Source organism: Bacillus amyloliquefaciens DSM 7 = ATCC 23350 (assembly GCF_000196735.1).
In the GTDB taxonomy this organism is placed as follows: domain Bacteria; phylum Bacillota; class Bacilli; order Bacillales; family Bacillaceae; genus Bacillus; species Bacillus amyloliquefaciens.
The window spans coordinates 3,520,877-3,545,287 of record NC_014551.1; the positions used below are offsets into that span (position 1 = coordinate 3,520,877).

Genomic DNA, 24,411 nt, shown 5'->3' on the forward strand with positions numbered 1-24,411 from the left:
AGCACCTGGGCAGGTGCTTTTTTATTTAATATTCATTTTTCATTTCTTTCATAAAAATAAGATCCAATTGTGTAATTAAATCTTTAAGTTCACTACACATAATATCCTCAATAGGATTTACCCAATCTTCGTTTTTTATAAGTTCAATGCCATAACTGCCGGTTGGATCCCCTTCTGGGTACCACCCTACGTCAAGCAGTAAATTTTTTGTCTTATGAGAAACCTGGAGGAGATCTTGATTAAAGTCAAATAACCAAGCATCATCATTTGCCTCTAGAGTCGTAGGATCAGTATCTTTTAATGTAATATAATCAACAGTCCAGCCAGCCGGTATCTTAAGCCTTAAGAAATTGGGAACCTGTTGACTTAGAGGCTGCAAATCCTCTAAAACCCCACTGCCAACACTCCAGATCTGATATTCTAGCTCTTCTAATAAATGCTCTATTTCATGAAAAGATTTTTCTTCATAAATCTTATCTGTTTTTAAGCCCGCTACTTTGACATGGTATTGATCATTTTCATATACTGCCTTAATAACAGCATTACGTTTTTCATTTTGTAGTTCTAGTAGTTCATATTTTTCTTCCGTTCTTTTTTCTGAGTTTAAATTGTTCAGTATTACAGACCATCCATTACAGATTTTTAGTGGCTGCAATTGAGAAATTTGATCTCTGTACATCCTGATTCTCCTCCATTCCAGTAAGAAGTTTAAACTATTCTAATATATCAGTAAACAAGGCTTCTACTTATGTTAATCTCCTGTTGAAAGGCTGTATACAATGAGAAATAAAAATGCCATTCCTTGGTGTCTATAGACTGACGATTCTTGAAAACCTCTCTTAATCTTTATTCATAGCGATAAAAGTCCCGTTAGGATAATCACCATTCCAACCACACGGAAAATAACCCGCTTTATAAATTTCAAAAACTTTTTCAAAAAAATTATTTGTATTACCATTAATTGCTCTATTAATAGCACAATTGTTTAGGTCAGCTACTATATCCTCAAAAAAGGCATTATATCCAGTAGAAGCACTTCTGATGTTTTCAGAAAAAATATCTAATAACGAGTCTATATTTTCCGGCTTTTGATTATCTTCTAATTCGTAAAAACGCCCCCATACTTCACTCATCTCAATTTCCCTTATATCTTTCCATGTATATTCGTCTTCTCCATATACTTCTTCATAAGCCAAGTATTCAGCCTGTTTTTGATCATTAATTATTTTAATAAAATTAGATACATTAACTGATTTTATAGGTTTGAAGGTTTTTGAAAATTCAATTACCTCTTCTGCTAGATTATGATATTTCCCAAAATTCATTACTTGTTATGCCACCTTCTGTACTCCACATTGTTATCCTATCCGTAAAAAAACTTGCCGATGACAACACGGCAAGTTTTTAACTATAGCAATTCTAATTATAACAGTAAACAAGGCATCTCCTAATGTTAATCCCGTGTTGAAAGGCTGTATATGCGGCAAGTCACTTCACTGTTAATTGTTCTGTAGCGTTTTAGTTTTTCTTATTGAAAACACATTTTTTTAAAAAAATTAGAATGACTTCAACAGCCAATCAAGGTCCATTAATTTACCTAATCCTCAATTAAATCGAGATAATATTTATCATTTTTCATAAGTTCTATTAAAAACTCTTCTAATGAATCTGCAATTTTTATATCATCATAATATATTGAATTATTTTGTTCATTGCCTAATTCAATTAGTAACAAAGCACTTTCATTTGCTTCAAAGAAAATCACTTTATCTTCTTCAAGTTCCTCATAAACCTCAATATCTGGATAAAATTCAAAATCATTAACTTTTAATCTTGCATCTCTGATTGAAGCAGGTCCAAGAATGCGGTTAATATTATATTCTGATTTTTTAAGAAAGCCGTAACCCACCTCAAGAAGAAACTGTCTCAAATCATAAGGTAGCCTTAAACCTAACTTATTTTCTACTTCTAAAATTTCATTCTCACTTACTGGATAAAATGTGTTCTCTTTGTAACTGTTAATAAAATCATATTTCACAATTATTTACCTCCTTTTCTGAAGGCACGGCCTGCCCTGCCGACGACCGGTATGAATCTGGCAGCGTCCATCGCTCCTGCTGTGACGCGTTCTGCGGTTGAGAGTTTTTCCCCAGTAACCGCAACGCAGCCTAAAGCCAACAAATTATTCAAAATTTATAAAACAGAAAACAACAATTCACCTATAAAAAAACCTTGAAAGGCTTCAGCAGCCAATCAAGGTTCGAAAATCAAACTTAATGCAGCATTTATCCTGAATAGTATTTTAATAATATCCTAAGATTTTTTAACTATACTATTAATACCTTCAAATATGATATCTCTCATTACTTCATTATTATTGTTATAATTTCTTTCATATTTAATTTTATTAAAAACCTGCTTTATAACTCCATCAATCATTATTGTTAACCCTTCTATTTCTTCTTCACTACCCTCTTTTTTAAAATTTTCATTTAATATTACCAAGCTATCATCTTTTGACATTCCCTTTATTCTCTTTCTCATTAAAAATTTTGTCTATATAATTAATATCATCAATAATCCAGTATCTATCCTATTCACAAATATAACTAGTAAAGTCTTCACGAATCCCTGTCCAATGATCAGGAATATAATTTTCAAAAGGTAATAACTCAGGATACAGCGAAAGAAGCATTTTTTGATTAAAGTCTATATATAATGATGGCCTTAATTCTAGAATAGTACTTTCATAATCCTGATGTTCAACTAACTTCTTTAATTCTGAAGACGGGATAATATAATCAGTATATTCTTTTAAATATAGACGATAATTCTCTTCATTATCCCATTATTTTAGCGCTGTTCATATTCAAAATAAATTGTATTCCAATTTATAGTTGGACTATCAGTTAACTTATACTCTAGGTTGAGATAAACTAGATCATCAACATTAACTATATTAAGAGAAAAAACATCCTTTTAAGTAGATAATTCGACTCTTAGTTTTCATTTTAATGGGAACTAAGCAGACATCAGTCGGTAAGGTAATAGCGCTCTTCATTATTCATATAAATTTTCTATTTCAGTACCCCAAAAGCTTCCTTCTCTTGTGCAATTTGAGTCTACTCTTTTGAGTTCTTCTTTTAACCATTCGATTACATATTCCGGAATATCATTATCAATAAATGCATCCTCACCATTTATGTGTATAGCCTTGTCAATCATTTCTGAGAAAAGCAATATACATTCTGCAAATTGATTTATTGAAGAGTTAATAAAAACTTCTTTATATTCATTACCATTATCTAAATAAACGATTCTCTCGTTGTTTTCTATAATACAAATTGGATCTCCGGAACCAGTAGAACCTAACAACCAATATTTTTGAAACCCTTCCGACACATCAAAGATACTTGTAATTGGCTTAAATGACGCTGGAAAGGAAGTAAAATCTAAATATGGCGGAGGGGATTCAGGCAAACCTCCTAAAGAAATAAATTTTTTAAATCCCTCCGAAAAAGGAGTCTCTACTAAATCATCATATGGAAACGTTAATAACGGACCATTTTTATTAACATCCCAACTTCGATTAAATTCTTCGGGTAATAACATCGTGTCACCTTCCTGATTCTTTTCTGAATGTTTCTAGTCTATTCGCAATTTCATCGTCTACTCCAGTAATTCCCCATTCTTTTTCAATATTATGAATACCACCATATCCAGGGTGCAGGCTTTTAGGTAGAGCTGCGGCCTGGCCTCCTTCCCCAATATGATGATGTCTCATTGGGTCTTTTAAATAATCTGCATACTGTGGAAAATGTTTTATAAATTGTTCATCAACTACTGGGACTCTTCCTCTTTTAATCTTAGCAGTATTTTCAGCACTCCAAAACTCAGGATTACTTTTTAGTAGCGTGTTAAAAAACTTTTTCGCATTTCGCTCCCAGCCAGCCGCATTTGTCCCAGATTTTCCCTTCCCCTTAAAATTCATCTCTACTACAAGCCTAGGATCAATTAAATACTTATTTTCGTAGTTTGAAAGTTCTCTGCCCTTATAGCCTCTAATTCGATCGTATTTACCGTCATTATTCCATTTAGCCGCCATCTTCACAATCCCAAGATCCTTAACAGCAGCCGTTTCCACATCTATACGGACTGTTGGGAATCCGAACGTGAATCCATCAGTCGTTACCGGGCGTTCTGCGTACACGCGGACATTTGTCGGGACTTTGAATTGTTTTACTTTTTCTAGTGTTTTGTTTGCTTTTTGGACTTTTGAATGGGTTGCAAGCGGTATGCCTTTGTTGACATGCTTCGCCATCGCCCCGGCTCCAACCAAGCTCAAAGCCGCTTCCAGCGCCCCTTGCTTGCGCTTCTCCTCAGATACTTTGTTTCCAAACATATCTTTGCCTGTGACGGCTTCTGAGAATCCGTTTGAGGCAACGAGGCCGTATGCGCCCATTTCTGTCATTTTGAGAATGTCTAAAGATTTGCCTGCTTTGTAGGCGTCTAAAGCATGTTCTGCGGCAATGACAGTTTTTCCGGTTTTGTAAATGGCTTTTCCGCCTTTGAAGGCGCGGCCTGCCCAGCCGACGACCGGTATGAATCCGGCGGCGGCCATTGCTCCTGCTGTGACGCGTTCTGCGGTGGAGAGTTTTTCCCCGGTAACCGGATCAACGCCTTCTGCTGCTCTTTTATAATCATAATAGCCAGTGACTTCTCCAGTAAAGTTGCAGATGCCATCCCATGTTTTCTCGTACCATGGTTTATTGGCTTCTTCTTCAGCCTTTTCCTGAAGCTGTCTTGCTTCGGCTTGCTGGGCTTTCGCATCGATATATGCTGTTCCCTGTTTTTCTGTTTCAATGACGCTTTTGTAGATTTCATTGCTGTGGAAGGCTTTTTTGTCATAGTACATAGGGGATGCACTTTTTCCGTTGCTGGTGGCCTGCATGAGTACGGAATATTTGCTGAGCACTGCGTTGTCCAGTGATTCTAAGTTTTGATATTCAGTGCTCAGGGATTCATCAACCTTATCGACTGCCGTGATCGTGTCACGTCTGGTTTTCTGGGCATCGCCCATTTTATCTGCGTAGTCATCAAGTGAATACGAGTCGAGATGAATAATATCGCTGATGCCTGACAAAATCGAATCGATTTCTTGTTTATGAGCGGAGACAATCTCTGAAGCTTTCAAGTCCGCGTTGGCCAGCTCGTGCTCCAAAAATGAAGTCTCCACATATGAATCACTCAGTTCTTGATCTTTTATGTCACCTGAAATGCCATTTAAAAACGCAATTTGAGCAGAGACAAGCGTCAGCCAGCTGTCGGCGATTTCCGCTTGCCCCTGAAAGAAATCCTTTATATTGTCTGCGCCTTTCCCTTTCAAAGCATCGCCGAGATCGGCCATGCCCTGAAAGGATTGTTTGAGCGCATGCAGCTGCTCTTCAAGAGCTTCGTATTGTTTCTTTCTCTTGTCTGCTTCATCCGTTAACGATTGTGATTCAAACACTTTGCTCATCGGCAAGTCCTTTCTTTCGTTATTTTACGGCGATCGCCTCGTCCTGTTCTTTCAGGGAGTCTACGTTGTCTTTTACGTCCGCGATATTCTTATGAACGGCTTGCTTATATTCGCTGATCATGGATACAAGCTTTGCCTCGCGGGATTCATACTTGGAGGTATAGTCGAGTCTGTTTTTTCCGTTTGAACCGGCATTCCCGATAGAAACGGCCTCCAAAGCGCTGCTGACGGATTCAAGCTGCTTCATGACAGCTCCGTATTTGAGTTTTATTTCCATTTAAACCAACTCCAGCTTCTTTTGATTGATTGTATTTTGTCTCCTACCGCGTCAAGGGCTTCTTCTCCAAGCGTCAGCAGGTGCTCTGCCTCTCTCGCGATGCTTCTGGCGGCAAGGAGCCCTCCTTTTTCAATTTCAAGCTGTGTCATCTTCAAGCCGATTCGATACATATACCCGTCGTATTTATCTGTGACGATTCTGTATGCTTCTGTATGGGCCTGATCGCGCTTGTCATCAAATTCTTCAGCGAAAGTGCCGGTCCAATGATGATCCAAGTGCGGTCTGAGGATGTCTTTGATTTCAGACATGGCCTCTTCCTGCAGAGATTCTATCTCTCTCTTCGCTTCTTTTAATTTTTCAATTTGGTGTTCGATCTCGCCCAGTTTATGGCTGATTGTGCTGTTAATATGGCTTAATGTGCTTGAATGGCTCATCTGTTTTCACCTCGTCTTACGCAAAAAGTCGTACAAAAAGCACAGACTTTTCCATACTATATTTCCATATATTATATTTTAAAATAGACAGAAAGCGGCTTAAATAGGTTAAATGACTTATTTCCAGCAGCCGAAGCGCTCATCATTAACGCCAAAAGACTCACATACCCGGCATATCCATTCACAGATCTCCTCTATATATCCATGATAAATTCCCTAAAAAAAGGAGACAGATTTAACCGTCTCCTTTGCCGTGTATGATGATCAAAATGTTCGGTTAACTGCAATCCCAGTTGTACAAAACATTTGAGAAATCTTTTTTCTTCAAGTCTTCCGGTCTGATAAAGAAATTGGCGATTCCGACATCTCCCCACATCGAATCAATGTCATCGTCTGAATCAATTTGCAGCAGCAGAATCGTATGGTCCTGATGAGAATAAGACCGCGGATCTTCCTGGGTAAAGGACGCATAACCGCCTATTTTATGGCCGAATGCGTTCGCCGTATATTCGTCATACACCTCGTCGTCAAACTGCTCGAAATAGTCGAAGGCATCCATCCCGGCGGCATACTGACTGAATTGAAAATCAGACGGGAGCACCCATTCAGCAGACAGTTCAGGGATGATCAGCGCTTCGGATTGGATCGGAAAATCGTACTCCTCTTCAACCTGAACGAAAGAAAAATCATCCATGAGCTCCGCTTCTTGCTCTGTCACGCGCTCAAAATATTTGACACAGAAACCCGTTTGCGCGCACCCGTCGTCAAAATTCAGACCGTATACATCATCACTGACCGATATGTAAAACTGAAGGATACCGGTATCCGGAAAATCAGGCAGTCCGGGCATGTCCGCAAAATTGATCTGGGCGAGGAGCTTCATCGGCCTGCCGCTTTCATCTTCAGGATACGGCTCATGTTTCGGAAAATAGGGATCTCCGGCGATTTTACTGTCATACCGTCCCGTTTCAGCTTTTTTGACGTGCAGTTTGATAAAAGGCCTCGATGACGTTTCCAGCAGGCCGCGGGATGATTCCATTTGTTTCGGCAAATGCCATGTTTTTTCCACGATTGATGCCCCCTTCGTTTCTAAATAATTGCATGATAAAAGACCGGCGCGGATTGCCGGTCTTTCAAGTGACAGAATCAGTCTGAGGCACGACGGCTCTTCTTCCGATTGAGATATATTCCACGCCCGCCTGTTCCGCTTCCTCAAGCGAGTGGCAGTTTCTCCCGTCGAAAATAACCGGGGTTTCCATCAGCTCTTTGTAGGCTTCAAGCGGGAAATGCTTAATATGTTCCCAGTCTGTCAAAATCAGGACGGCATCCGCTCCTCTGACGGCTGCTTCTATGGAGTCCCTGTAAGAAACCGTATCCGGTAGCAGCTCGGAAGCCCGGAATGAAGCGATGGGATCGTACGCTGTAATCCGGGCGTCAAGAGCAGCCAGACGATCCGCAATGACAATGGACGGCGCATCCCGCATATCATCCGTATTCGGCTTAAAGGACAGCCCTAATAAGGCTATGGTTTTTCCCGTGACGCCGCCGAGACGATTCAGCACTTTATCAACCAGCATAGACTGCTGGTTATTGTTGACTTTAATGACGGACTTCAGCAATTCAAAATCATGCTCCACATGTCCGGCGATCTGCACGAGGGCGTTTGTATCCTTCGGAAAGCAGGAGCCGCCGTAGCCGATGCCGGCTCTTAAGAATTGATTGCCGATCCGTTTATCCAATCCCATTCCGTGTGCGACTGATTCCACATCCGCACCGACTTTTTCACATATATGAGAAATTTCATTAATAAAACTGATTTTTGCCGCTAAAAAAGCGTTGGACGCATATTTGATCATCTCAGCGCTTCTGATATCCGTATGATAAACCGGAATCGCAAGCGGCGCGAAAACCCGGTCAAGCGTTTCCCGCGTTTGCCGGTCTTCAGTCCCGATCACGATGCGGTCGCCGTGAAAGGTATCGTGAATCGCCGAACCCTCACGCAGAAATTCCGGATTCGAGGCGATCGAAATGTTCACGTCCGCCTTCAGCCGTGAATGAATAACCTCGCTGATCCTGTCATTCGTTCCTACTGGAACCGTGCTTTTTGTCACGACGATCACGTCTTTTGAAATATGTTCGGCAATCATTTCGGCGACATTTTCAATATAGGTAAGGTTTGCGTGCCCGTCTTCTTTTTGCGGCGTTCCGACCGCTATAAAGATAACGTCTGCTTCCGTAAGTCCTTTTTCATAGCTCGTTTCAAAGGCCAGCCGATACCGGCCGATATTTCGTTTCATCATATCTTCAAGACCCGGTTCAAAGATAGGGGACATTCCCTTTCTCATCTGCTCAACCTTACGTTCGTCAATATCTATGCATGTTACGTCATGGCCGATTTCTGAAAGAGACACTCCTGTCACAAGACCGACGTAGCCTGTTCCGATCACTGTTATTTTCATCGTGTTCCCCCAACCGTTTAGAAATTGCTGCTGGGCAGCTTACCGTTATTATCATATGACCCCGGCGCCGGCAGAATGCCGGAAGCCTGCGGATTTGAAAGGAAAAAACGGCGCCGGCCGCTGATAATAGCATAAGCATAAAAAGATCATCTTGCAAAACAGCCGCTTACGCCTCATTTAAACGGGATGGATACGACGATTAAAAAAGACCCCAGCGCTTACGGCGGGCCACAGGCAGCGGAGGTTCCTTATAAACGGCTTTGTTTTCAACGAGAAGCGCCGCGTTTTCCGTAAGCATGTAAATCAGCTCCGCCCCGGCTTCTTTTTTCAGAACGCCGAGCGCCTCCTGATAATAAAAATTTCTCGATCCGAGATTATGGGCGTCAGATGCGAGAAAGTGGATCAAATTCGCTTCAATAAGCTGCAGCGAAAAGGACTTCGCTTTCCGCCCGAATGCCCCGGCAATGCAGCCGGCCGTCACTTGGGCAGCCGCGCCTTTCTTCACGAGACTGTAAAGGACGGATGGGTTTTCGCGGATTTCTCTGTTCCGCTCCGGATGGGCGATGACGGGGACATATCCCTTCAGCTGCAATTCATAAAATAACCTTTCAGCGTAGGCCGGGACATGATCCGCCGGAAACTCCGCCAGCACATACTTTGTATCATGGAGCGGGACAAGCGAGCCGCTTTGAAGACCTGTCAGCAGATCTCCGTCTGTTCTGATTTCCTGGCCGGGCAGAACGGTCAGCGGAATGCCTTCCTTATTCAAACGTTTGTTTAACAGTCTGACCGCTTCTTTGACCGTGTGCCGGTCAGTGTCATAGCGGTATTTCATGTGATGAGGCGTCGCGATGATCGTATCAATCCCCTGTCTGACCGCTTCTCTCGCCATCTTGAGGCTTTCTGTATCATCCGCCGCGCCGTCGTCTATGGAAGGAAGGATGTGACAATGGATATCTATCATATTACAATCCCTCCTTAAAAAGAATGGACCGCGCCCATTATGACATTATTGTCCATAATAAGCGTAGTCCGAGTGTTTCGTTTGTCTCTTCCCGTTCATGACGGCCCCAAGGAGCTTGCACGGGCAGTAATCGAGCGCTTCTTTCGCCTTGGCCGCTTTTTCCTTGTCCGTTTTCCCGCTTGAGATCACCATAATGGCCCCGTCAGTATAGCTGCCTAATATTTTCGTATCGGCTACGGCCAATACGGGAGGCGTGTCCAAAATCACCTTATCATAAACGTCGGTTGCTTCTGACAGAAGATCCTTCATGGCATCCGTCGATAAAAGCTCCGCCGGATTGGGCGGGATCGGCCCGCTCGTTAAAATATCCAGATTGGCTTCATCAGCCGGCAGAACGGCTTTCTGAAACGGAATCTGTTTTAACAGCAGCGACGTTAAGCCGGTGCCGTTATCCAATTTGAAGGTGAAATGAACCGTCGGTTTGCGCAGATCCGCATCAATTAAAAGCACTTTTTTCCCCTGCTGGGCAAATACGACGGCAAGATTGGCTGCGGTAGTCGATTTTCCTTCTTCCGGACCGGCTGATGTGATCAGAAGAGACTTCACCTCCGTATCAACGGAAGAAAACTCAATGTTTGTGCGGATCGTACGATATTGTTCTGAGTTGATGGACTTTGGCTCTGACATCGTAATCACGCTTCGTTTTGCAAATTTGTCTTTTTTACGCGTCAACATGTCCGCCTCCCGCTTGTTTTGTTTCTGCCATCCTCAAGCCTTGAGCGAGGCTGTCTTTTGTGCTGATTGAAGTAACCGTTCCCAAGATCGGGATGCCGAGCACCGATTCCAGCTGTTCTTCCGATTTGATCGTATTATCCAAGTGTTCCAGCAAAAAGGCGAGACCGATCCCGCCCAAAAGTCCGGCGGCAAACGCAATCGCGATATTCAGCTTACGGTTAGGCTCTACGGGTGACGGGCTGTCCGCCGCTTCGGCCTTTGAAAGGATGCTGACATTATCCACATTCATGATGGTTGTGATCTTGTCCTGAAAAACGGCCGCAACCGCATTTGCCATAACGGCCGCCCGCTTTGCATCCGTATCCCGCACGGCGATTGTCACGACTTGTGAATCCTGCTCGCTGGATACCGTGATTTTCGATTCCAATTCTTTCGAAGTCATTGACAGTTTCAGCTGTTTAATTACTTCGTCGAGAATGACCGGGCTTTTGATGATGACATTATACGTGTTGATTAATTGGAGGTTGGTTTGAACGTCATTGAATTGGACTTCTTTTTGATTGTTTTTGGATTGACTGACCAAAATTTGAGTTGAGTTTTCATAGACCGGCGTAAGAGCGAAGAAACTGATGAGTCCGCCTGCGGCAGCTGCCGCCGCGGTAATGATAAGTATAAACAGCAGACGCTTTCTCAGTATTGCGAATATTTCCTTTATGCTTGTAGATTCTCCCATATAACCTCCATATCGATTCCTATTCCCTCCAATGAACTTTTCCAATTACGATTATACAGCTTTGAACTGTCATTTCTAACCTTTTCAAATGACAATATTCGACAAAAATAGACAAACACTTCTATTCGGTTTATTTTTGTAAGCGCTTTATATACTGGTTTTACAGGGGCAATAAAAAATCCCGCGGTAAAGAGCCCGCGGGATTTTATGTTGCATATCCATTTTTAATATGAGAAATCAAATTCTCAAGCATTTCTTTTGTGGTCATCTCAGAGGACTGCTCACCGATGTCGTGCGCATGCATTAAAATCTTCAGAAACTCCTCTTGATCTAACTTCGTTTTCTTCATCATTCGTTTCCTTTCGGCTTCCATTAAATTGAAAACAAGATTATTATATGCTGTCGGGTGCTGTTTTGCAATCTCTAATACATCATTCGACACACTCGGGTTTTTATGTCCTTTTTTAGGAAAAACTTTTTCCGAATCATGTGTTGCGATATAATAGAGGAATTGGAATCTTTTTATTTTGTGACTCGTTAGGAGCGATAATCATGCTTCAGAATATGATTGCTAAAGAAGATGTGCTCGCAGCGGCTGAACAGCTTAAAGAACTTCTTCCTTACAATGAAGACAATGTTCAGCTGATGAAGAAGGCACTCATTTTATATCGGCAGGATTCCGTCTATCGTATACAGGTTCAAACCCCGACAGAGATTTCCGCATATGTGCAGGATGTTGTGCCTGTAAGGGTCACGCTGAACTTATTTTTCATGGTGAAAAGCGGCTGCGCATGCCCGTCTGAGACGATCTGCCGCCACGTGCTGGCCGTTTTTCTTTACGTATATGCCCAATTTGACCGGGTCGGTTCCTTTACCGAGCATTGGCTTGAAAGAGAAAAGCTTGAGGAAAGCAGGGAGCTTGTCCGCCGGCAGTTTCAGGAAAAAGTGCTGCCGAATGAAGAGTCGCTGTCAAGCTGGCTCGCTTTTTTTGATTCGGAATTCTCGCTGTGGGAAGCGCGGACGCCGGCCGGAAGCCAGACGATGCAGGGGCTTTATTACGGCTATTTGTCTGCGCTCAAAAAACACGCCCCGAAAAAACCTGAGCTCAAAAGTTTATACCAGATTCATTCGGCGCTTGCCGTCTGGCTTCACATGTTTACTTTGATTGAGTCAGGCAGATTGGATGCCGAAAAAGATTATTACAGCATCAATCCATATGTGGAACAGCTGATGGATACGATTTACTCCTCCATTGACAGACTGAAAACGTACGCGTTGTCTTTCTCGCTTGATCCCTTTTTGGACCGGACGCCCCCGGTGCTCCGCAGGCTGCTGTTGAAAGAAGAGCTTTTTCAATACGAACGCCTCCGGGTATTCGGCGAAATGTGGAGCGCGCTTTTGAACCGGCCGAAATGGATCGCGCGTGAACAGGAGATTCTCGCACAGGAAAGCGGACGCCGTTTTTCGCCGGAATTGCGGTTCGGACGGCTTCATTTGGCCTTTTTGCAAAAAGATGATACAGCGGTCTTTGAAGATATGTCCCGCTTCCCTCCTGAAGCGCTGCCGTATACCTTTCAATGGCTCGGTGAGCTCACCGCGAAAAAAGACTGGAAACGGCTGAAGAGATGGTATGGTCAGATCGAACCTCTTGCCGTGACCTATACGAAGCTTGATAAGCCGTTTAAAGAAATGCGCGACATTATCGGAGAGCTGTTTGTGCTGCTGGCAGATTATGCGCGGCAGTCACGCGATGATCAGCTGTTTGAACGGTTTGCTTCCGGCTGCCTTCCCTATACCTTTACCGAATACAGCCAGTATCTGTACGAAAAACGGCGGTACGCGGAATGGGTGGAGATTCACAGCCTCGTCGGTTTTTCCGTCTGGGAAATCGAAAAGGACATCCTGAAAGAAATTGCCGCCAGCGATCCGGAAGCCCTCATCCCCTCCTATCACCGGGCTGCGGCCTTTTTTATCGACCAAAAAAACCGCAGCGCCTATAAAGAGGCTGCACGGCATTTGAAAAAACTGCGGACGCTGTATAAAAAGGCAAAAAAACAGCAGGTATGGGAGCGTTATATCAGCCAGCTGAGCGCAAGCTACAAGAGGCTGCGCGCCCTTCAAGAAGAATTGCAGAAAGGAAAGTTGATTGATGGCGAGTCTTAAGGAAATTTTCATTCATGTAGAACAAATGGAAGATTGGACATTTACGCTGTCAAGCCATGATGAGAAAGAGCAGCCGCTCACTCTCAGTCAGATGAAGACTCATTTGTTCCAATGGCATGAGTCCACCTTTTACGGAACGTTTCTTGAAGACGTCAGCTTCATCGGCACCCCGGCCGTTCTGCTCAGCCCGTGGATGACCGTCGAGCTGCTCGGAAAAAACTCGTTCAATTCATTCAGCACCGTGCAGCTGACAAAGGAAACGGAGCCATTAATTGAAGCGGCTTCGACGATATACGAATTTATTGCCGACGGCGATTTTCTTCCGGATTATGACGCTTGGCAAAATGGCGTCCTGCGCTTCAAAGACCGCAAATTTTTGCTGGAAGGATTTACGGCAGACTGGTTCTCGGCCGCAGTACAAGACTACATCCAGTACAATGATGACCTGCGGGAAAAATGGCAGCATATCGAAACCCGTTCGCCTGCCGTTCATACATTTAAAGGCTCCTTTTTGGATGAAGATGATTTTCTCGAAGGAATCGGCTGGCATGACGATCTGACGCCGTTTACCGTCGGCCTGCGATTAAACGAGCCTGATTTCGATGGAGACGACTGGAAAATCGAAATGTTTTTACGCGAGAAAAAAACCGGCGCCATTACCTTTTTTGACGGACTGAAGGGGCTGAAAAAAGCGTGGCAGGCATACAGCGGAAAAATCGCGCGTGAGCAGGACCGCTTCCGCAGAACGGTCCCCTGGCTTTCGTTTGATTCGGGAACGACGCTGATTTCTGAAGAAGAAGCATGGATCTTCTTATCGGAAGCGAGTGAGACCCTTGTCGATATGGGCGTGGAGATTCTTCTCCCATCATGGTGGCAGATTGTCCGGGACAGCAATATGATGCTCAAGGCAAAAGTGTCTTCCTCACCGCGGGGCGAGTCCTTCGTCGGCATGAACGCCCTGCTTGATTTCAACTGGAGATTCGCCACAAACGGAATTGAGCTGACAGAGGATGAATTCAATGAGCTTGTCGCAAACAACAGGCGTCTCGTCAACATCCGCGGCCAATGGGTGAAAATTGATCCGCAATTTATTAAACAGATGAAAAAACTGATGGAAAAAGCGGAATCAGAAGGCCTTCATATGTCCGATGTATTGGCGCGTGAGCTGATGGATCAGAATGAAGATGGCGGCGAGGACACGGACATCATTGACTCATCGGCATTTGCCGGGATCAAGATCGAATTATCAAAACAGCTCAGAAGCCTGATCCGCAAACTTACGGATGCCCGGGACCTGCCGGAGCATGAAGTCAGCGCCGCTTTTCAAGGCACGCTCCGCCCTTATCAGATGTACGGCATGAACTGGCTTCTGTTTTTACGGGAGAACGGCTTCGGCGCCTGTCTCGCAGATGACATGGGACTTGGAAAGACGATTCAGATGATCGCCTATTTTCTCCATGTGAAAGAGAGCGGACGGCAAAAAGCGCCTGCCTTAATCATTGCGCCGACATCGGTGCTCGGCAACTGGCAGCGTGAGCTCCAAACCTTTGCGCCGCAGCTGAAGGCCGTGCTCCATTACGGCCCCCGCCGGCCGAAGGAAGAAGCATTTGTCCCCACCTATCAGGATGCGGATGTCGTGCTTACTTCTTACGGACTCTCACACGCCGATCAGGAAGAGCTTTCTTCCGTGACATGGAGCACCATCTGCCTTGATGAAGCGCAAAATATTAAAAACGCGCATACGAAACAGTCCCGCGCGATCAGAAAGCTGAAAGGCGTGCATCATATCGCGCTGAGCGGTACACCGATGGAAAACCGCCTGACAGAGCTTTGGTCGATCTTTGATTTTATGAACAAGGGCTATCTCGGCAGTCTGACGGGCTTTCATAAACGCTATGTGCTGCCGATCGAAAAAGACCGGGACGAAAAAAGAATCAGCCAGCTTCAGCAGTTAATCCGGCCGTTTTTACTGCGCCGGACAAAACGGGATGAAGACGTGGCGCTTAATCTCCCTGACAAGCTTGAAGAAAAAGAGTTCATCCCGCTCTCAGCCGAACAGGCATCCCTTTATGAGCAGCTTGTCAAAGATACATTTGAACATATGGCTTCTCTGACCGGCATGCAGCGGAAAGCGCTGATTCTGAGCATGCTCGGCCGTTTGAAGCAAATATGCGACCATCCCGCGCTCTATTTAAAGGAAGAACAGACAGAGCTGTTAAACGGGAGATCGGTCAAACTGGAAAAGCTGCTTGACTTAATGGCGGCGATCCGCGGCCAGGGAGAAAGCTGCCTCATATTCACCCAATACATTCAGATGGGCAACATGATGAAACGCCTTCTGGAAAAAACATTCGGAGAACCGGTTCAGTTTTTAAACGGAAGCCTGTCCAAGCAGGAACGCGATTCTCTCGTGGAGCGGTTCCAGAAGAAAGAATACCCGACCTTGATTTTGTCACTGAAAGCGGGCGGAACCGGCCTGAACCTCACGGCTGCCAATCACGTCATTCACTATGACAGATGGTGGAATCCTGCGGTGGAAAACCAGGCGACCGACCGCGCCTACCGAATCGGCCAGGAGCGGTTCGTCCACGTTCACAAATTAATTACGACGGGAACGATTGAAGAAAAAATTGACGCCATGCTCGAAACGAAACAAACGCTGAACGACCAGATTATCCAAAGTGAGAATTGGATAACCGAGCTGTCATCCGAGGAGCTTGAAGAATTATTCACCCTCAGCGCATCGGCGCAATCACATTGAACGTAAAAAGGCCGGCTCTCTTTGAAGAGCCGGTCTTTTATGTCGTCCTTACTGTTACGCCGCATTTGCCATGAATGCGTCACGCCAGTCATGAACAGTATCGCCAAACCTTTTACAGTAAATTCCTGATCATATGCGCAACGCCGTTTTGATCATTTGTCAATGTAACGGCGTCTGCGATCTCTTTAATATCTTCTCTCGCATTTCCCATCGCTATGCCTTTTCCGGCCGCCTGAAGCATTGAGCAGTCATTTAAGCTGTCCCCGACCGCGGCGGTTTCAGCCATCGGAATGCCGAGCTTTTGCGCCAGCCGTTTAAGCGCCTGCCCTTTAGAGGCATTTCGCGCCGACAGTTCAAAATTGTGATCAGCAGAGCTGACAAGGGTGATATCTTTCTGATCGCTGAATCGTTCCCAGCCCGCTTTCAGCTTCCGCTCATCAAACGAAAAGCCGAGAATATTGTAAAAATCCAGGCGCTCTTCTTTCTCAAAGAGCTCACGGTATGATCGAATGTAAGCAAAACCGGACTGGCTGAATTGAACTGAAGCCGCCTGCTCCAAAATAGAAAGATCGGTATCCGGATTGGCGCTTTTCACCCGGTCCATTTCGATTTCGAGCAGCTGCCTGCCCGTTTCAGGCGTATAGATGGCTTTGTTTGTAAACACCTCATAGTAATATTGATTCTCTTCAAGCCAAGACAAAATGCCCCGCGCTCTTGTTTCTTCAATCGCATCACAATGGTACAGGCTGCCGTCAGGAGCGTGAATAGCGGCTCCGTTTGCGCTGATGACCCAGGTTTTTATGCCGAGCGGTTCGAATATGGAGTGCACGTCAAAATGCGCGCGTCCCGTAGAGACCACAATTTCAATTCCGGCTTGCCGGGCTTCCCTTAAAGCCCGCTCGTTTTCATCGCTCACTTGATGACTGCTGTTCAGCAGTGTGCCGTCCAGATCTATGGCAATCAGTTTCACATGTCCTCATCCTCTTCTTCAGATTCAGTTACAAGCAATTCCACGCCGTGCCGGTCGAGCAGGTCGCAAAAATCCTGATCGGGCAGCCGATCGGTAATAAGCAGATCAATCTCGTGCAGTTCTGCATATTGATAAAAACTCGTACGGCCAAGCTTGGAATGATCGCTCAGGGCAATCACCTGTTCCGCCTGGCGGATCATTTTACGTTTCACCATGCCGTCCTCTTCATGCGGTATCGTCAGACCGTTTTCCGAGATGCCGACAACGCCGATCAGCACCTTGTCGGCGTGATAATCCCCCAGTTTTTCTACGACAGAAGCACCGTATAAAAACCGATGTTCCTTTTGGAGCTTTCCGCCGAGCAGATGAATATCAATTCCCTCTTTTGCAGAAAGGATATCGGCCTGATTGATCGAATTTGTAATAACAGTGCAGTCGGTGACATTTAAATGTTCGGCGCAGGCCTGAACGGTTGTGGAGGTATCCAGAATGATCCGGTCTCCTTTATGGATCAGGGAGGCTGCCAGCTTGCCGATTTTGTTTTTCTCTTCAGAAACGGTTAGCAGCCGGCCCGAATAGCCCGGCACTTCCTGATGCACAGACGGCAGAATCGCGCCGCCCCGTGTTCTGATAATCGCCCCGCGCTCTTTCAGCTTTACAAGGTCCCGTCTTGCGGTGTCTCTTGAAATATGAAGCAGCGAACAGATCTGTTCCGCGGTGATCCGCCGATGCTGTTTCAAATATTCCATTATCGCAATCAGTCTTTCTTCTTGATACACGTCCTCATTCCTTTTTTCGTCACTTATCTGTAAGTAATTATAAGTTTTCATTTCGATATATTCAATGTTTTTAAGTGTTTATAAGTGAAATCACTTCTTTTTAACCATTTTTTAGTTCCCGTACAAAAAAACCAGTCTTTCGACTGGCGGATGGGGAGGGGGTATTGCGGGGCCCGCAAAAAGGCGGGAGATAGAGGAAAAAAGCATGCTATTCAGCCAGCGGCTCTTTCCGTTTTTGATCCATAAACCGAACGGTATCAGCCATGACCTCGGTCACATAGACTTTTACGCCGTCTGTCTTTTCATAGCTTCTCGTCTGGATTCTGCCGCTCACACCGACCATTGACCCTTTTTGGCAGTACAGCGCCGTGTTTTCAGCGTTTTTTCTCCAGATGGTGCAGTTGACGAAGTCAGCACCGGTTTCGCCCGACGCGCTTTTAAAATTGCGGCTCACCGCCAAGGTAATATGAGCGACGGGAATGCCCGCTGATGTAAAACGGAGCTCCGGATCTTTCGTCAGCCGTCCGACAAGCATAACGTGGTTAAACAAGCCGTGTCCTCCTCTCTTTTCGCGGCTGGCTTCATTGTAGTACAAGGGCCCCTGGAAGCAAAAAGCGGGAAAAACCGTTATCCGTTTATGCCGCTCTTATGTTTTCGTTTTTCTTTCTGATAAAAAAAACTTTTTCTTTTGACCGCTTATGTAATATGTATTTTTGAGCAGCCGCGAGAAAAGTTTCGTTTTGAGCCAGTCTTTCTCAAACATGCGGACAAACTTTCCGCCATCCCATGCGAACCAGTAAAAACTCAGCTTTTTATCAGACAGTGAAAGCTGAATTTTATACTGTTCCATGCGGTCTTTTGTTTCATATAAAAAAACGACATTCCCGCTTCTGTTAAGATGCACCTCACAATCTTCCTTTTTGGATACTAAGTAGGAATGATCTTCCCGCCTTGTGCCGTCTTCTATATAGATTTCCTTCAGGCGCAATTGATTCATAAGCATCTCTCCATGACCATATTCTTTTACATTATAATGAAAAAATAGAAATGATTAAATGTCGGCCGCCTACAAAGATGATGAAGCATGTCTTACAGCTTTTTCCCGAAAAAAGTAAGATGTGTTATAATAAATGAACGAAAAACATGGACAACAGGGGTGAAAATAGAGATGAAAACATTTAAACTGGTTGATCTGAATGTGGAACGTTTAGATAAAGACGATCAGCCGATTGAACAGTTTCCCCTTTTAGACGGATTGATTATCAATAAAGAAGACGGTGAAAATCATTGGTTAATTGAAGCTCTGGTCCCGGCCGAGCACTTTTCTTTTTTTGACATGCTGATGAAAAGCCAGAAAGAAGCGAAGGTGTTTGTAACGATTACGAAAAAAAGCAACCGTCCCGCCCAGCTGTCGGGAAGCATCAAAAATATCGTCGAGCTGGAAAAGAGTATTCAAGTTTTAATTTACGGTCAGATGGTGTCAAGAAATCACCCCGGATCAGAAAGCATTCTTGAGTCACTCGTGAAAGAAGGCTACTCGGGCAGCCGGCTGATTGAAGCGTTCAAACAAAAATTGTAATCATGAAAAAGGCCGGACATTAATCATCCAGCCTTTTTTTCTATCCTAGTCATTGTATTGAGCCCGCTGTTTCAGCAGATCTCTGATTTCAGTCAGCAGCTCTGTCTGCTGATCTGTTTCTTCGGCTTCTTCCGCCTCTTCCTCTGCTTCTTTTTTACGTCTCAGCTTTCCTATTGTGCGGATCACGATAAAAATAGAAAATGAAATAATAAAGAAGTTCACAATGGTTTGAATGAAGCTTCCGTACTTGATATGGGCGTCGCCGAATGTCACGGCCAGTCCAGAAAAATCAAGACCGCCCAGAAGCAGACCGACAAGCGGCATGATGATATCTTCAACGAGCGACGTCACGATTTTCCCGAAAGCGCCGCCGATGACAACCCCGATTGCCAGATCCATGATATTGCCCCGCATCGCAAAGCTTTTAAATTCAGACCACATTACATTCACCCCTTTCTATACAAAATGGGCTTTTTTAATAAGCCCATTTGTTTTTTTATTCTCCGAGCGCAAAGGTTAATTCAGCTTCACACACGAGCTCGCCGTCAACTTTGGCAACGCCTTTTCCGCGTCCGATCGTACCGCGTGCGCGGGTAATATCAACCTCAAGCTCCAGCTTGTCACCCGGTTTTACCTGCTTTTTGAAACGGCAGTTATCAATCCCCGCAAAAAATGCGAGTCTGCCCCGGTTTTCTTCTTTAATCAGCATCGCAACCGCTCCGACCTGCGCCAAAGCCTCCACGATTAATACGCCCGGCATCACAGGGTATTCAGGAAAATGTCCGTTAAAAAAGTCTTCATTAGCCGTAACATTTTTATATCCCGCCGCCCGTTTTCCTTCTTCGACTTCCGTAATTCTGTCTACCAGAAGAAACGGATAGCGATGGGGAATAATTTCTTTAATTTGCTGAGTATCAAGCATTCCTTGACATCTCCTTCATCGACAATAGTATGTATAGAAGGTATATGCGGTAACCAATCTGTACATTTGGAAGTATATTATGAATCAATTTCTTTTTCAACTGCGCTGTAAACTGTAACCAGCTGGCAATGAGCCTCGTCCATTAATGTGTTATGATAAATAAAGATTTTTACCCTATGCAAAGAGGTTGGAAGATGATTGCTAAGTTTACTGAAAAACGCACGCTGGTGATGCTGAATGAGTGGTATGACGCCATGGGAAAACGCCAATTCGATCTAGCCCGTTCCCTTCACGAACAAATCAATCAGCATCTCCCCAAATTACAAAGGAATGCAAAGCTCAAACTCAGATATCAGCTGTTTTTCGCGCGGTTCCAGCTGCTGTTTGAGAAAAAAGACGGTCTGAATAAACTGTTCTGCGAGCTGAAGCGGCGCAAAGATGAGATGGATCATGAATTAACTTATTATTTCTATTTTTTCAAAGGGTTATTCCATATGGTGAATGGCACTCCGAACCGTGCGGTCTGCCGCTTTAAAGAAGCTGAACAGTATCTGCCGGCCATCGAGGACCGTTTTGAAGCCGCTGAATTTTATTATAAAACAGCGGGCGCTTATTACATGATGAAGTCGTCTCCGCTTTCCATTCAATATGTCAATAAAGCGCTGGAGATCTATCAAAATGAATTCGGCTACATCAAAAAAGTGCTCAGCTGCCAGCTGCTTCTCGCCGTGAACTACATAGACGAGGCACGGTATGAAGACGCGGAACAGCTCTTCAATGAATCCATAAAAATAACGGATCGGATCAATGACAATAACCTGCTGTGCCACGCCTATTATAATTTTGGATTTTTAAAGACCGCCCAGAAAAAAGATCAAGAGGCGCTCCCTTTTTACAAAAAGGTATTAGGCAATCAGCTTTTCGAGAAGGAGTCTCCCGTTTCCTATCTTCATTGTGTATACGAAGCGGTCAGGTCACTTTTTAAAACCGGGTCTGCCGCAGAAGGACAAACCGTGCTTCAGAAAGGATTATACATAGCTGACAAAGTGCAGAACAACATCATGAAGCTGAAGCTGACCGCGCTCAACATACTGTACACCTCTCAGGAGGATCCGTACGACCGGCTGCAGAAGCTTGTGCTGGAGCTGCAAAAAATTGAAGCGTGGGTGGATTTAGAAGTGCTGCTTCAGGATATTACTGATTACTACAAAAAAAAGGGCGATTTTGAGAAAGCCGCATTTTTTATCATGCGCGGCTGATCAAAACGCCCCTTCTTTTATCTGACTGAGTTGATTAAGCCCAGCATTTGGTCTCCCAATGTAATCGTGCGGCTGTTCAGCTGGTAGGAACGCTGAGACACGATTAAGTCGGTCATTTCCTTTGACATATCGACATTTGAATTTTCAAGCGCGCCCTGCTCCATGCCGATTTCCTGCCGTTTTGCGCCGGTAAGCTCTTCAATGGCTGAAGCCCCGGTGCCGTTTACGGAAAACAGATTATCCCCCTCCGCATGGAGCTCCTGAGGGTTATTGACATTAACGATGCCGAGATTAAAAGTCTGCGAACGGGTTCCTGTCTGGTCTGAAGCTGTCAGAGTTCCGGTTTTGCTGATTTTCAGCTTAGTCAGCGAACTGTCAATCTGTATGGGCTGACCGTTCTCATCGAGAATGGGATTGCCTCCCGCTGTCATGAGCTGAAGCAGCCGATCATTTCCGCCGGCCGGCTTGAGGGTGAGTGAGCCGTCCCTTGTATACACCCGCCGTCCGCCCGCTTCTGCCTGGAGGTATTGATAAGGTGATGTGAACGCGATATCAAGGTCACGGTCGGTTTTTTTGATGCTTCCCTGCCCTGAATCCAGCTGCGGCGTCATCATCGCTCCGGCGCCGAGACGCAGGCCGGGCGGTGTTTTCCGCATGTTCGGCGAATTTTCCTTTTTATCATCTATTTGATCATACTGCTGCCTGATCAGCTCGGAAAAGCGGGAGTCCCTCGCTTTATAGCCTGTCGTATCACTGTTTGAAAGGTTGCTGCTGACTGTATCCATCTGCTGCTGAAGCTGATTTAAGGCTGTTGAAGCCGCCAGCATTGATCTGAGCATCATAATTGAACGTCCCCCATTTTGTTACACTTTGCCGATTTCATTTGCGGCTTTATCCATGCTTTTATCGTAAGCCTGAATGACTTTCTGATTGGCTTCAAATGATCTGTATGCTTCCGTCATTTCTGTATACGTGCTCGTCACGTCCACGTTTGAAAGCTCCGAGACGCCTTGCTTTAATGAATACGAAACTTGGGGATTCGCCGCCGCACTCGGCAGTTCAGAGCCGTCGGCCGTGCTGTATAAATCGTTGCCGTCCCGTTTCAGATTGCGCACGTCTTCTTCCATTCTGATGTCAATCCGCCCCGCCTGCCGGCCGTTTGATGTGACCGTTCCGTTTTCTGATACGGTGAATTTTTCATTGTCGACGGTAATCGGCTGTCCGTTTGTTGATAAAACAAGATTTCCGTTTATCGTAAGCTGATTGTTTTGATTTAATGAGAAAGTGCTGCTTTTTGAATAGCGCACGCCTCCCGCGGTCTGAACGGGATAAAACAGCTCGGCGTTTTCGTTCGTTTCAGCATTCTTGGGAACCTGATTTTCCATAAGCGCGATATCCGTCGGCTGATCGGTCGTTTTCAGGCTTCCCTGCGTGAACAATGGTTTCAGCTCCTGCATGTACACGCCTGTGTTGACGGAACCGATTTTCGTTTTTTTGTCGCCTTCGATTCGGCTCAAGAGCATCTCAGGGAAAGCGCGGATCGAGCCTTGATCCTCTTTGTACCCCGATGTGTTCGCGTTTGCGATATTATTTGACAGCATTTCCGTTCTTCTCTGCTGTGTAATCATTGCGGACGTTGCGGTATATAATCCTTTTAACAAGTCTTCCACCTCATTATTTCCGGTTGCCTTACCGGAACATTTGTTCTATAATGAAAATCAGCATTTTTTCTTATTATCGGATTTTCCTTCCCGTTCGTGAAGGGTTTGACAGAAAAAAACCCCATTCTTTTTCAGAATGAGGTTTTATGATCAGCTCAGTTTGCGTTTTGGAAGCTTGTCCATGTTATCAAGCATGACGCCCGTTCCGACCGCAACACAATCCATCGGATTCTCAGCGACAAGAACAGGAACCCTCAGCTCTTCAGCGAGAAGCTGGTCAAGTCCGTTTAACAGCGCTCCGCCGCCGGTAATAATAACGCCGCGGTCGATGATGTCAGCGGACAATTCAGGCGGTGTTCTTTCGAGAACCTGCTTAGCAGCCTGCACAATGACAGCAACTGATTCACGAAGGGCTTCTTCCACTTCTTTGCTGTTTACTGTAATTGTTCTCGGCAGACCGGAAACCATGTCACGGCCGCGAATGGTGATTTCTTCATGACGTGCGTCTGGGAAAACCGTTGCGACCTTCACCTTAATATCTTCAGCGGTACGTTCACCGATCAGCAGTTTGTACTCACGTTTGATATAATTTAAGATTTCCATGTCAAACTTGTCCCCAGCCATCTTAATAGAGGAGGAGGTGACGATATCGCCCATAGAAATAACTGCGATATCTGTCGTACCGCCTCCGATGTCAACAACCATGTTACCGCTTGGCTGGAAGATTTCCATACCCGCGCCGATAGCGGCAACTTTCGGTTCTTCTTCAAGGTACACATGCTTTCCGCCGCTTTTTTCAGCAGCTTCTTTAATCGCTTTTTGCTCAACGGACGTAATATTCGTCGGGCAGCAGATCAGCATGCGCGGTTTTGAGAAAAGTCCTTTTACATTCAGCTTATTAATGAAGTGTTTCAGCATGGCTTCTGTTACTTCGAAGTCTGCGATTACGCCGTCTTTCAGCGGACGGATCGCAACAATATTCCCAGGTGTACGTCCAACCATTCGTCTGGCTTCTTCGCCGACCGCCAGCACTTTGCCGCTGTTTTTATCAAGCGCCACAACGGAAGGCTCATTCAGAACAATTCCTTTTCCTTTTACATGGATCAGTACATTTGCAGTACCGAGGTCAATTCCAATATCCCTTGCAAACATCTATTTATATCCTCCTTGATATCTGTTTCACAGTAAAATATCCAC

At 44.9% G+C, this 24,411-nt stretch carries 27 protein-coding genes and 1 pseudogene; 4 read left to right on the top strand and 24 right to left on the bottom strand.

Annotation, left to right across the window (positions count from 1 at the left end):
• Positions 1-25 precede the first annotated feature (25 nt).
• The 15 genes and pseudogenes from BAMF_RS38110 to BAMF_RS41385 form a co-directional block, all read right to left on the bottom strand.
• Positions 26-679 carry a hypothetical protein gene (locus BAMF_RS38110; RefSeq protein ID WP_013353852.1) on the bottom strand — a complete coding sequence of 218 codons (654 nt, stop codon included), beginning with the start codon at positions 677-679 and terminating at the stop codon, positions 26-28.
• A 160-nt stretch (positions 680-839) separates the two neighbouring features.
• Positions 840-1,325, bottom strand: coding sequence for a hypothetical protein (locus BAMF_RS38115; protein ID WP_013353853.1), 486 nt, complete (start codon positions 1,323-1,325; stop codon positions 840-842).
• 272 nt (positions 1,326-1,597) lie between these two features.
• Complete coding sequence (locus BAMF_RS38120) at positions 1,598-2,038, bottom strand: SMI1/KNR4 family protein (RefSeq protein ID WP_013353854.1); 441 nt, start codon at positions 2,036-2,038, stop codon at positions 1,598-1,600.
• Between the two features lie 5 nt (positions 2,039-2,043).
• Positions 2,044-2,169, bottom strand: a pseudogene (locus BAMF_RS41380) (pre-toxin TG domain-containing protein); the annotation flags it as partial.
• A gap of 144 nt (positions 2,170-2,313) precedes the next feature.
• Positions 2,314-2,523 (bottom strand): hypothetical protein, encoded by a 210-nt coding sequence (locus BAMF_RS38125; protein WP_014471123.1) that lies wholly within the window; start codon positions 2,521-2,523, stop codon positions 2,314-2,316.
• 537 nt (positions 2,524-3,060) lie between these two features.
• Entirely contained in the window at positions 3,061-3,612 is a 552-nt protein-coding gene (locus BAMF_RS38130) for an SUKH-4 family immunity protein (RefSeq protein WP_013353856.1), read from the bottom strand.
• Between the two features lie 4 nt (positions 3,613-3,616).
• A complete protein-coding gene (locus BAMF_RS38135) occupies positions 3,617-5,518 on the bottom strand; it encodes a T7SS effector LXG polymorphic toxin (RefSeq protein WP_013353857.1) in 1,902 nt (633 codons plus the stop codon).
• Between the two features lie 19 nt (positions 5,519-5,537).
• Positions 5,538-5,795 (bottom strand): YwqI/YxiC family protein, encoded by a 258-nt coding sequence (locus BAMF_RS38140; RefSeq protein ID WP_013353858.1) that lies wholly within the window; start codon positions 5,793-5,795, stop codon positions 5,538-5,540.
• The gene (locus BAMF_RS38145; RefSeq protein ID WP_013353859.1) at positions 5,786-6,229 is read right to left on the bottom strand and encodes a YwqH-like family protein; all 444 of its coding nucleotides are present in this window, start codon (positions 6,227-6,229) and stop codon (positions 5,786-5,788) included. Before BAMF_RS38145 ends, BAMF_RS38140 begins: the two co-directional genes overlap by 10 nt.
• Before the next feature lie 277 nt (positions 6,230-6,506).
• Positions 6,507-7,298 carry a YwqG family protein gene (locus BAMF_RS38150; RefSeq protein ID WP_013353860.1) on the bottom strand — a complete coding sequence of 264 codons (792 nt, stop codon included), beginning with the start codon at positions 7,296-7,298 and terminating at the stop codon, positions 6,507-6,509.
• A 64-nt stretch (positions 7,299-7,362) separates the two neighbouring features.
• Positions 7,363-8,688 carry a UDP-glucose dehydrogenase family protein gene (locus tag BAMF_RS38155; protein ID WP_013353861.1) on the bottom strand — a complete coding sequence of 442 codons (1,326 nt, stop codon included), beginning with the start codon at positions 8,686-8,688 and terminating at the stop codon, positions 7,363-7,365.
• A gap of 199 nt (positions 8,689-8,887) precedes the next feature.
• Entirely contained in the window at positions 8,888-9,652 is a 765-nt protein-coding gene (locus tag BAMF_RS38160; RefSeq protein ID WP_013353862.1) for a tyrosine-protein phosphatase, read from the bottom strand.
• 45 nt (positions 9,653-9,697) lie between these two features.
• Entirely contained in the window at positions 9,698-10,387 is a 690-nt protein-coding gene (locus BAMF_RS38165; protein ID WP_013353863.1) for a CpsD/CapB family tyrosine-protein kinase, read from the bottom strand.
• Positions 10,374-11,120 (bottom strand): protein-tyrosine kinase activator TkmA, encoded by a 747-nt coding sequence (tkmA, locus tag BAMF_RS38170; RefSeq protein WP_013353864.1) that lies wholly within the window; start codon positions 11,118-11,120, stop codon positions 10,374-10,376. The genes BAMF_RS38165 and tkmA overlap by 14 nt, the downstream gene beginning before the upstream one ends.
• Before the next feature lie 205 nt (positions 11,121-11,325).
• Positions 11,326-11,469: a hypothetical protein gene (locus BAMF_RS41385; protein ID WP_014471134.1), complete on the bottom strand. Its 144-nt coding sequence runs from the start codon at positions 11,467-11,469 to the stop codon at positions 11,326-11,328.
• 203 nt (positions 11,470-11,672) lie between these two features.
• Between BAMF_RS41385 and BAMF_RS38180 the strand changes: the two genes are divergently transcribed.
• Together BAMF_RS38180 and BAMF_RS38185 are read left to right on the top strand one after the other, a co-directional pair.
• On the top strand, positions 11,673-13,283 hold the full coding sequence (locus BAMF_RS38180; RefSeq protein WP_013353866.1) for an SWIM zinc finger family protein: 1,611 nt from the start codon (positions 11,673-11,675) through the stop codon (positions 13,281-13,283).
• Entirely contained in the window at positions 13,270-16,044 is a 2,775-nt protein-coding gene (locus BAMF_RS38185) for a DEAD/DEAH box helicase (RefSeq protein ID WP_013353867.1), read from the top strand. Before BAMF_RS38180 ends, BAMF_RS38185 begins: the two co-directional genes overlap by 14 nt.
• A 112-nt stretch (positions 16,045-16,156) precedes the next feature.
• Here the strand turns inward: BAMF_RS38185 and BAMF_RS38190 are convergent, their stop codons facing one another.
• The 4 genes from BAMF_RS38190 to BAMF_RS38205 all read right to left on the bottom strand — a co-directional run bounded on the left by BAMF_RS38190 (position 16,157) and on the right by BAMF_RS38205 (position 18,790).
• On the bottom strand, positions 16,157-17,014 hold the full coding sequence (locus tag BAMF_RS38190) for a Cof-type HAD-IIB family hydrolase (RefSeq protein ID WP_013353868.1): 858 nt from the start codon (positions 17,012-17,014) through the stop codon (positions 16,157-16,159).
• Positions 17,011-17,793, bottom strand: coding sequence for a DeoR/GlpR family DNA-binding transcription regulator (locus BAMF_RS38195; protein ID WP_013353869.1), 783 nt, complete (start codon positions 17,791-17,793; stop codon positions 17,011-17,013). Before BAMF_RS38195 ends, BAMF_RS38190 begins: the two co-directional genes overlap by 4 nt.
• Positions 17,794-18,001: 208 nt before the next feature.
• On the bottom strand, positions 18,002-18,343 hold the full coding sequence (gene ssb / locus BAMF_RS38200; RefSeq protein WP_013353870.1) for a single-stranded DNA-binding protein: 342 nt from the start codon (positions 18,341-18,343) through the stop codon (positions 18,002-18,004).
• Positions 18,344-18,439: 96 nt separating this feature from the next.
• Complete coding sequence (locus BAMF_RS38205) at positions 18,440-18,790, bottom strand: hypothetical protein (RefSeq protein WP_013353871.1); 351 nt, start codon at positions 18,788-18,790, stop codon at positions 18,440-18,442.
• 171 nt (positions 18,791-18,961) lie between these two features.
• Between BAMF_RS38205 and BAMF_RS38210 the strand changes: the two genes are divergently transcribed.
• Complete coding sequence (locus tag BAMF_RS38210; RefSeq protein WP_013353872.1) at positions 18,962-19,372, top strand: YwpF-like family protein; 411 nt, start codon at positions 18,962-18,964, stop codon at positions 19,370-19,372.
• A 45-nt stretch (positions 19,373-19,417) separates the two neighbouring features.
• On the opposite strand, the gene mscL is transcribed toward BAMF_RS38210, so the two are convergent.
• Together mscL and fabZ are read right to left on the bottom strand one after the other, a co-directional pair.
• Positions 19,418-19,813, bottom strand: coding sequence for a large conductance mechanosensitive channel protein MscL (mscL, locus tag BAMF_RS38215; RefSeq protein ID WP_013353873.1), 396 nt, complete (start codon positions 19,811-19,813; stop codon positions 19,418-19,420).
• Positions 19,814-19,868: 55 nt separating this feature from the next.
• Positions 19,869-20,294 (bottom strand): 3-hydroxyacyl-ACP dehydratase FabZ, encoded by a 426-nt coding sequence (fabZ, locus tag BAMF_RS38220; protein WP_003151242.1) that lies wholly within the window; start codon positions 20,292-20,294, stop codon positions 19,869-19,871.
• A gap of 194 nt (positions 20,295-20,488) precedes the next feature.
• Here fabZ and BAMF_RS38225 point away from each other — a divergent pair, with 194 nt between their 5' ends.
• Positions 20,489-21,553, top strand: coding sequence for a tetratricopeptide repeat protein (locus tag BAMF_RS38225; RefSeq protein ID WP_013353874.1), 1,065 nt, complete (start codon positions 20,489-20,491; stop codon positions 21,551-21,553).
• 17 nt (positions 21,554-21,570) lie between these two features.
• Here BAMF_RS38225 and BAMF_RS38230 read toward each other — a convergent pair whose 3' ends face one another.
• The 3 genes from BAMF_RS38230 to mbl all read right to left on the bottom strand — a co-directional run bounded on the left by BAMF_RS38230 (position 21,571) and on the right by mbl (position 24,366).
• Positions 21,571-22,392 (bottom strand): flagellar hook-basal body protein, encoded by an 822-nt coding sequence (locus BAMF_RS38230; RefSeq protein ID WP_013353875.1) that lies wholly within the window; start codon positions 22,390-22,392, stop codon positions 21,571-21,573.
• 24 nt (positions 22,393-22,416) lie between these two features.
• Positions 22,417-23,214 carry a flagellar hook-basal body protein gene (locus BAMF_RS38235; RefSeq protein ID WP_013353876.1) on the bottom strand — a complete coding sequence of 266 codons (798 nt, stop codon included), beginning with the start codon at positions 23,212-23,214 and terminating at the stop codon, positions 22,417-22,419.
• Positions 23,215-23,364: 150 nt separating this feature from the next.
• A complete protein-coding gene (gene mbl / locus BAMF_RS38240) occupies positions 23,365-24,366 on the bottom strand; it encodes a cell shape-determining protein Mbl (protein WP_003151237.1) in 1,002 nt (333 codons plus the stop codon).
• Between the last annotated feature and the right edge of the window lie 45 nt (positions 24,367-24,411).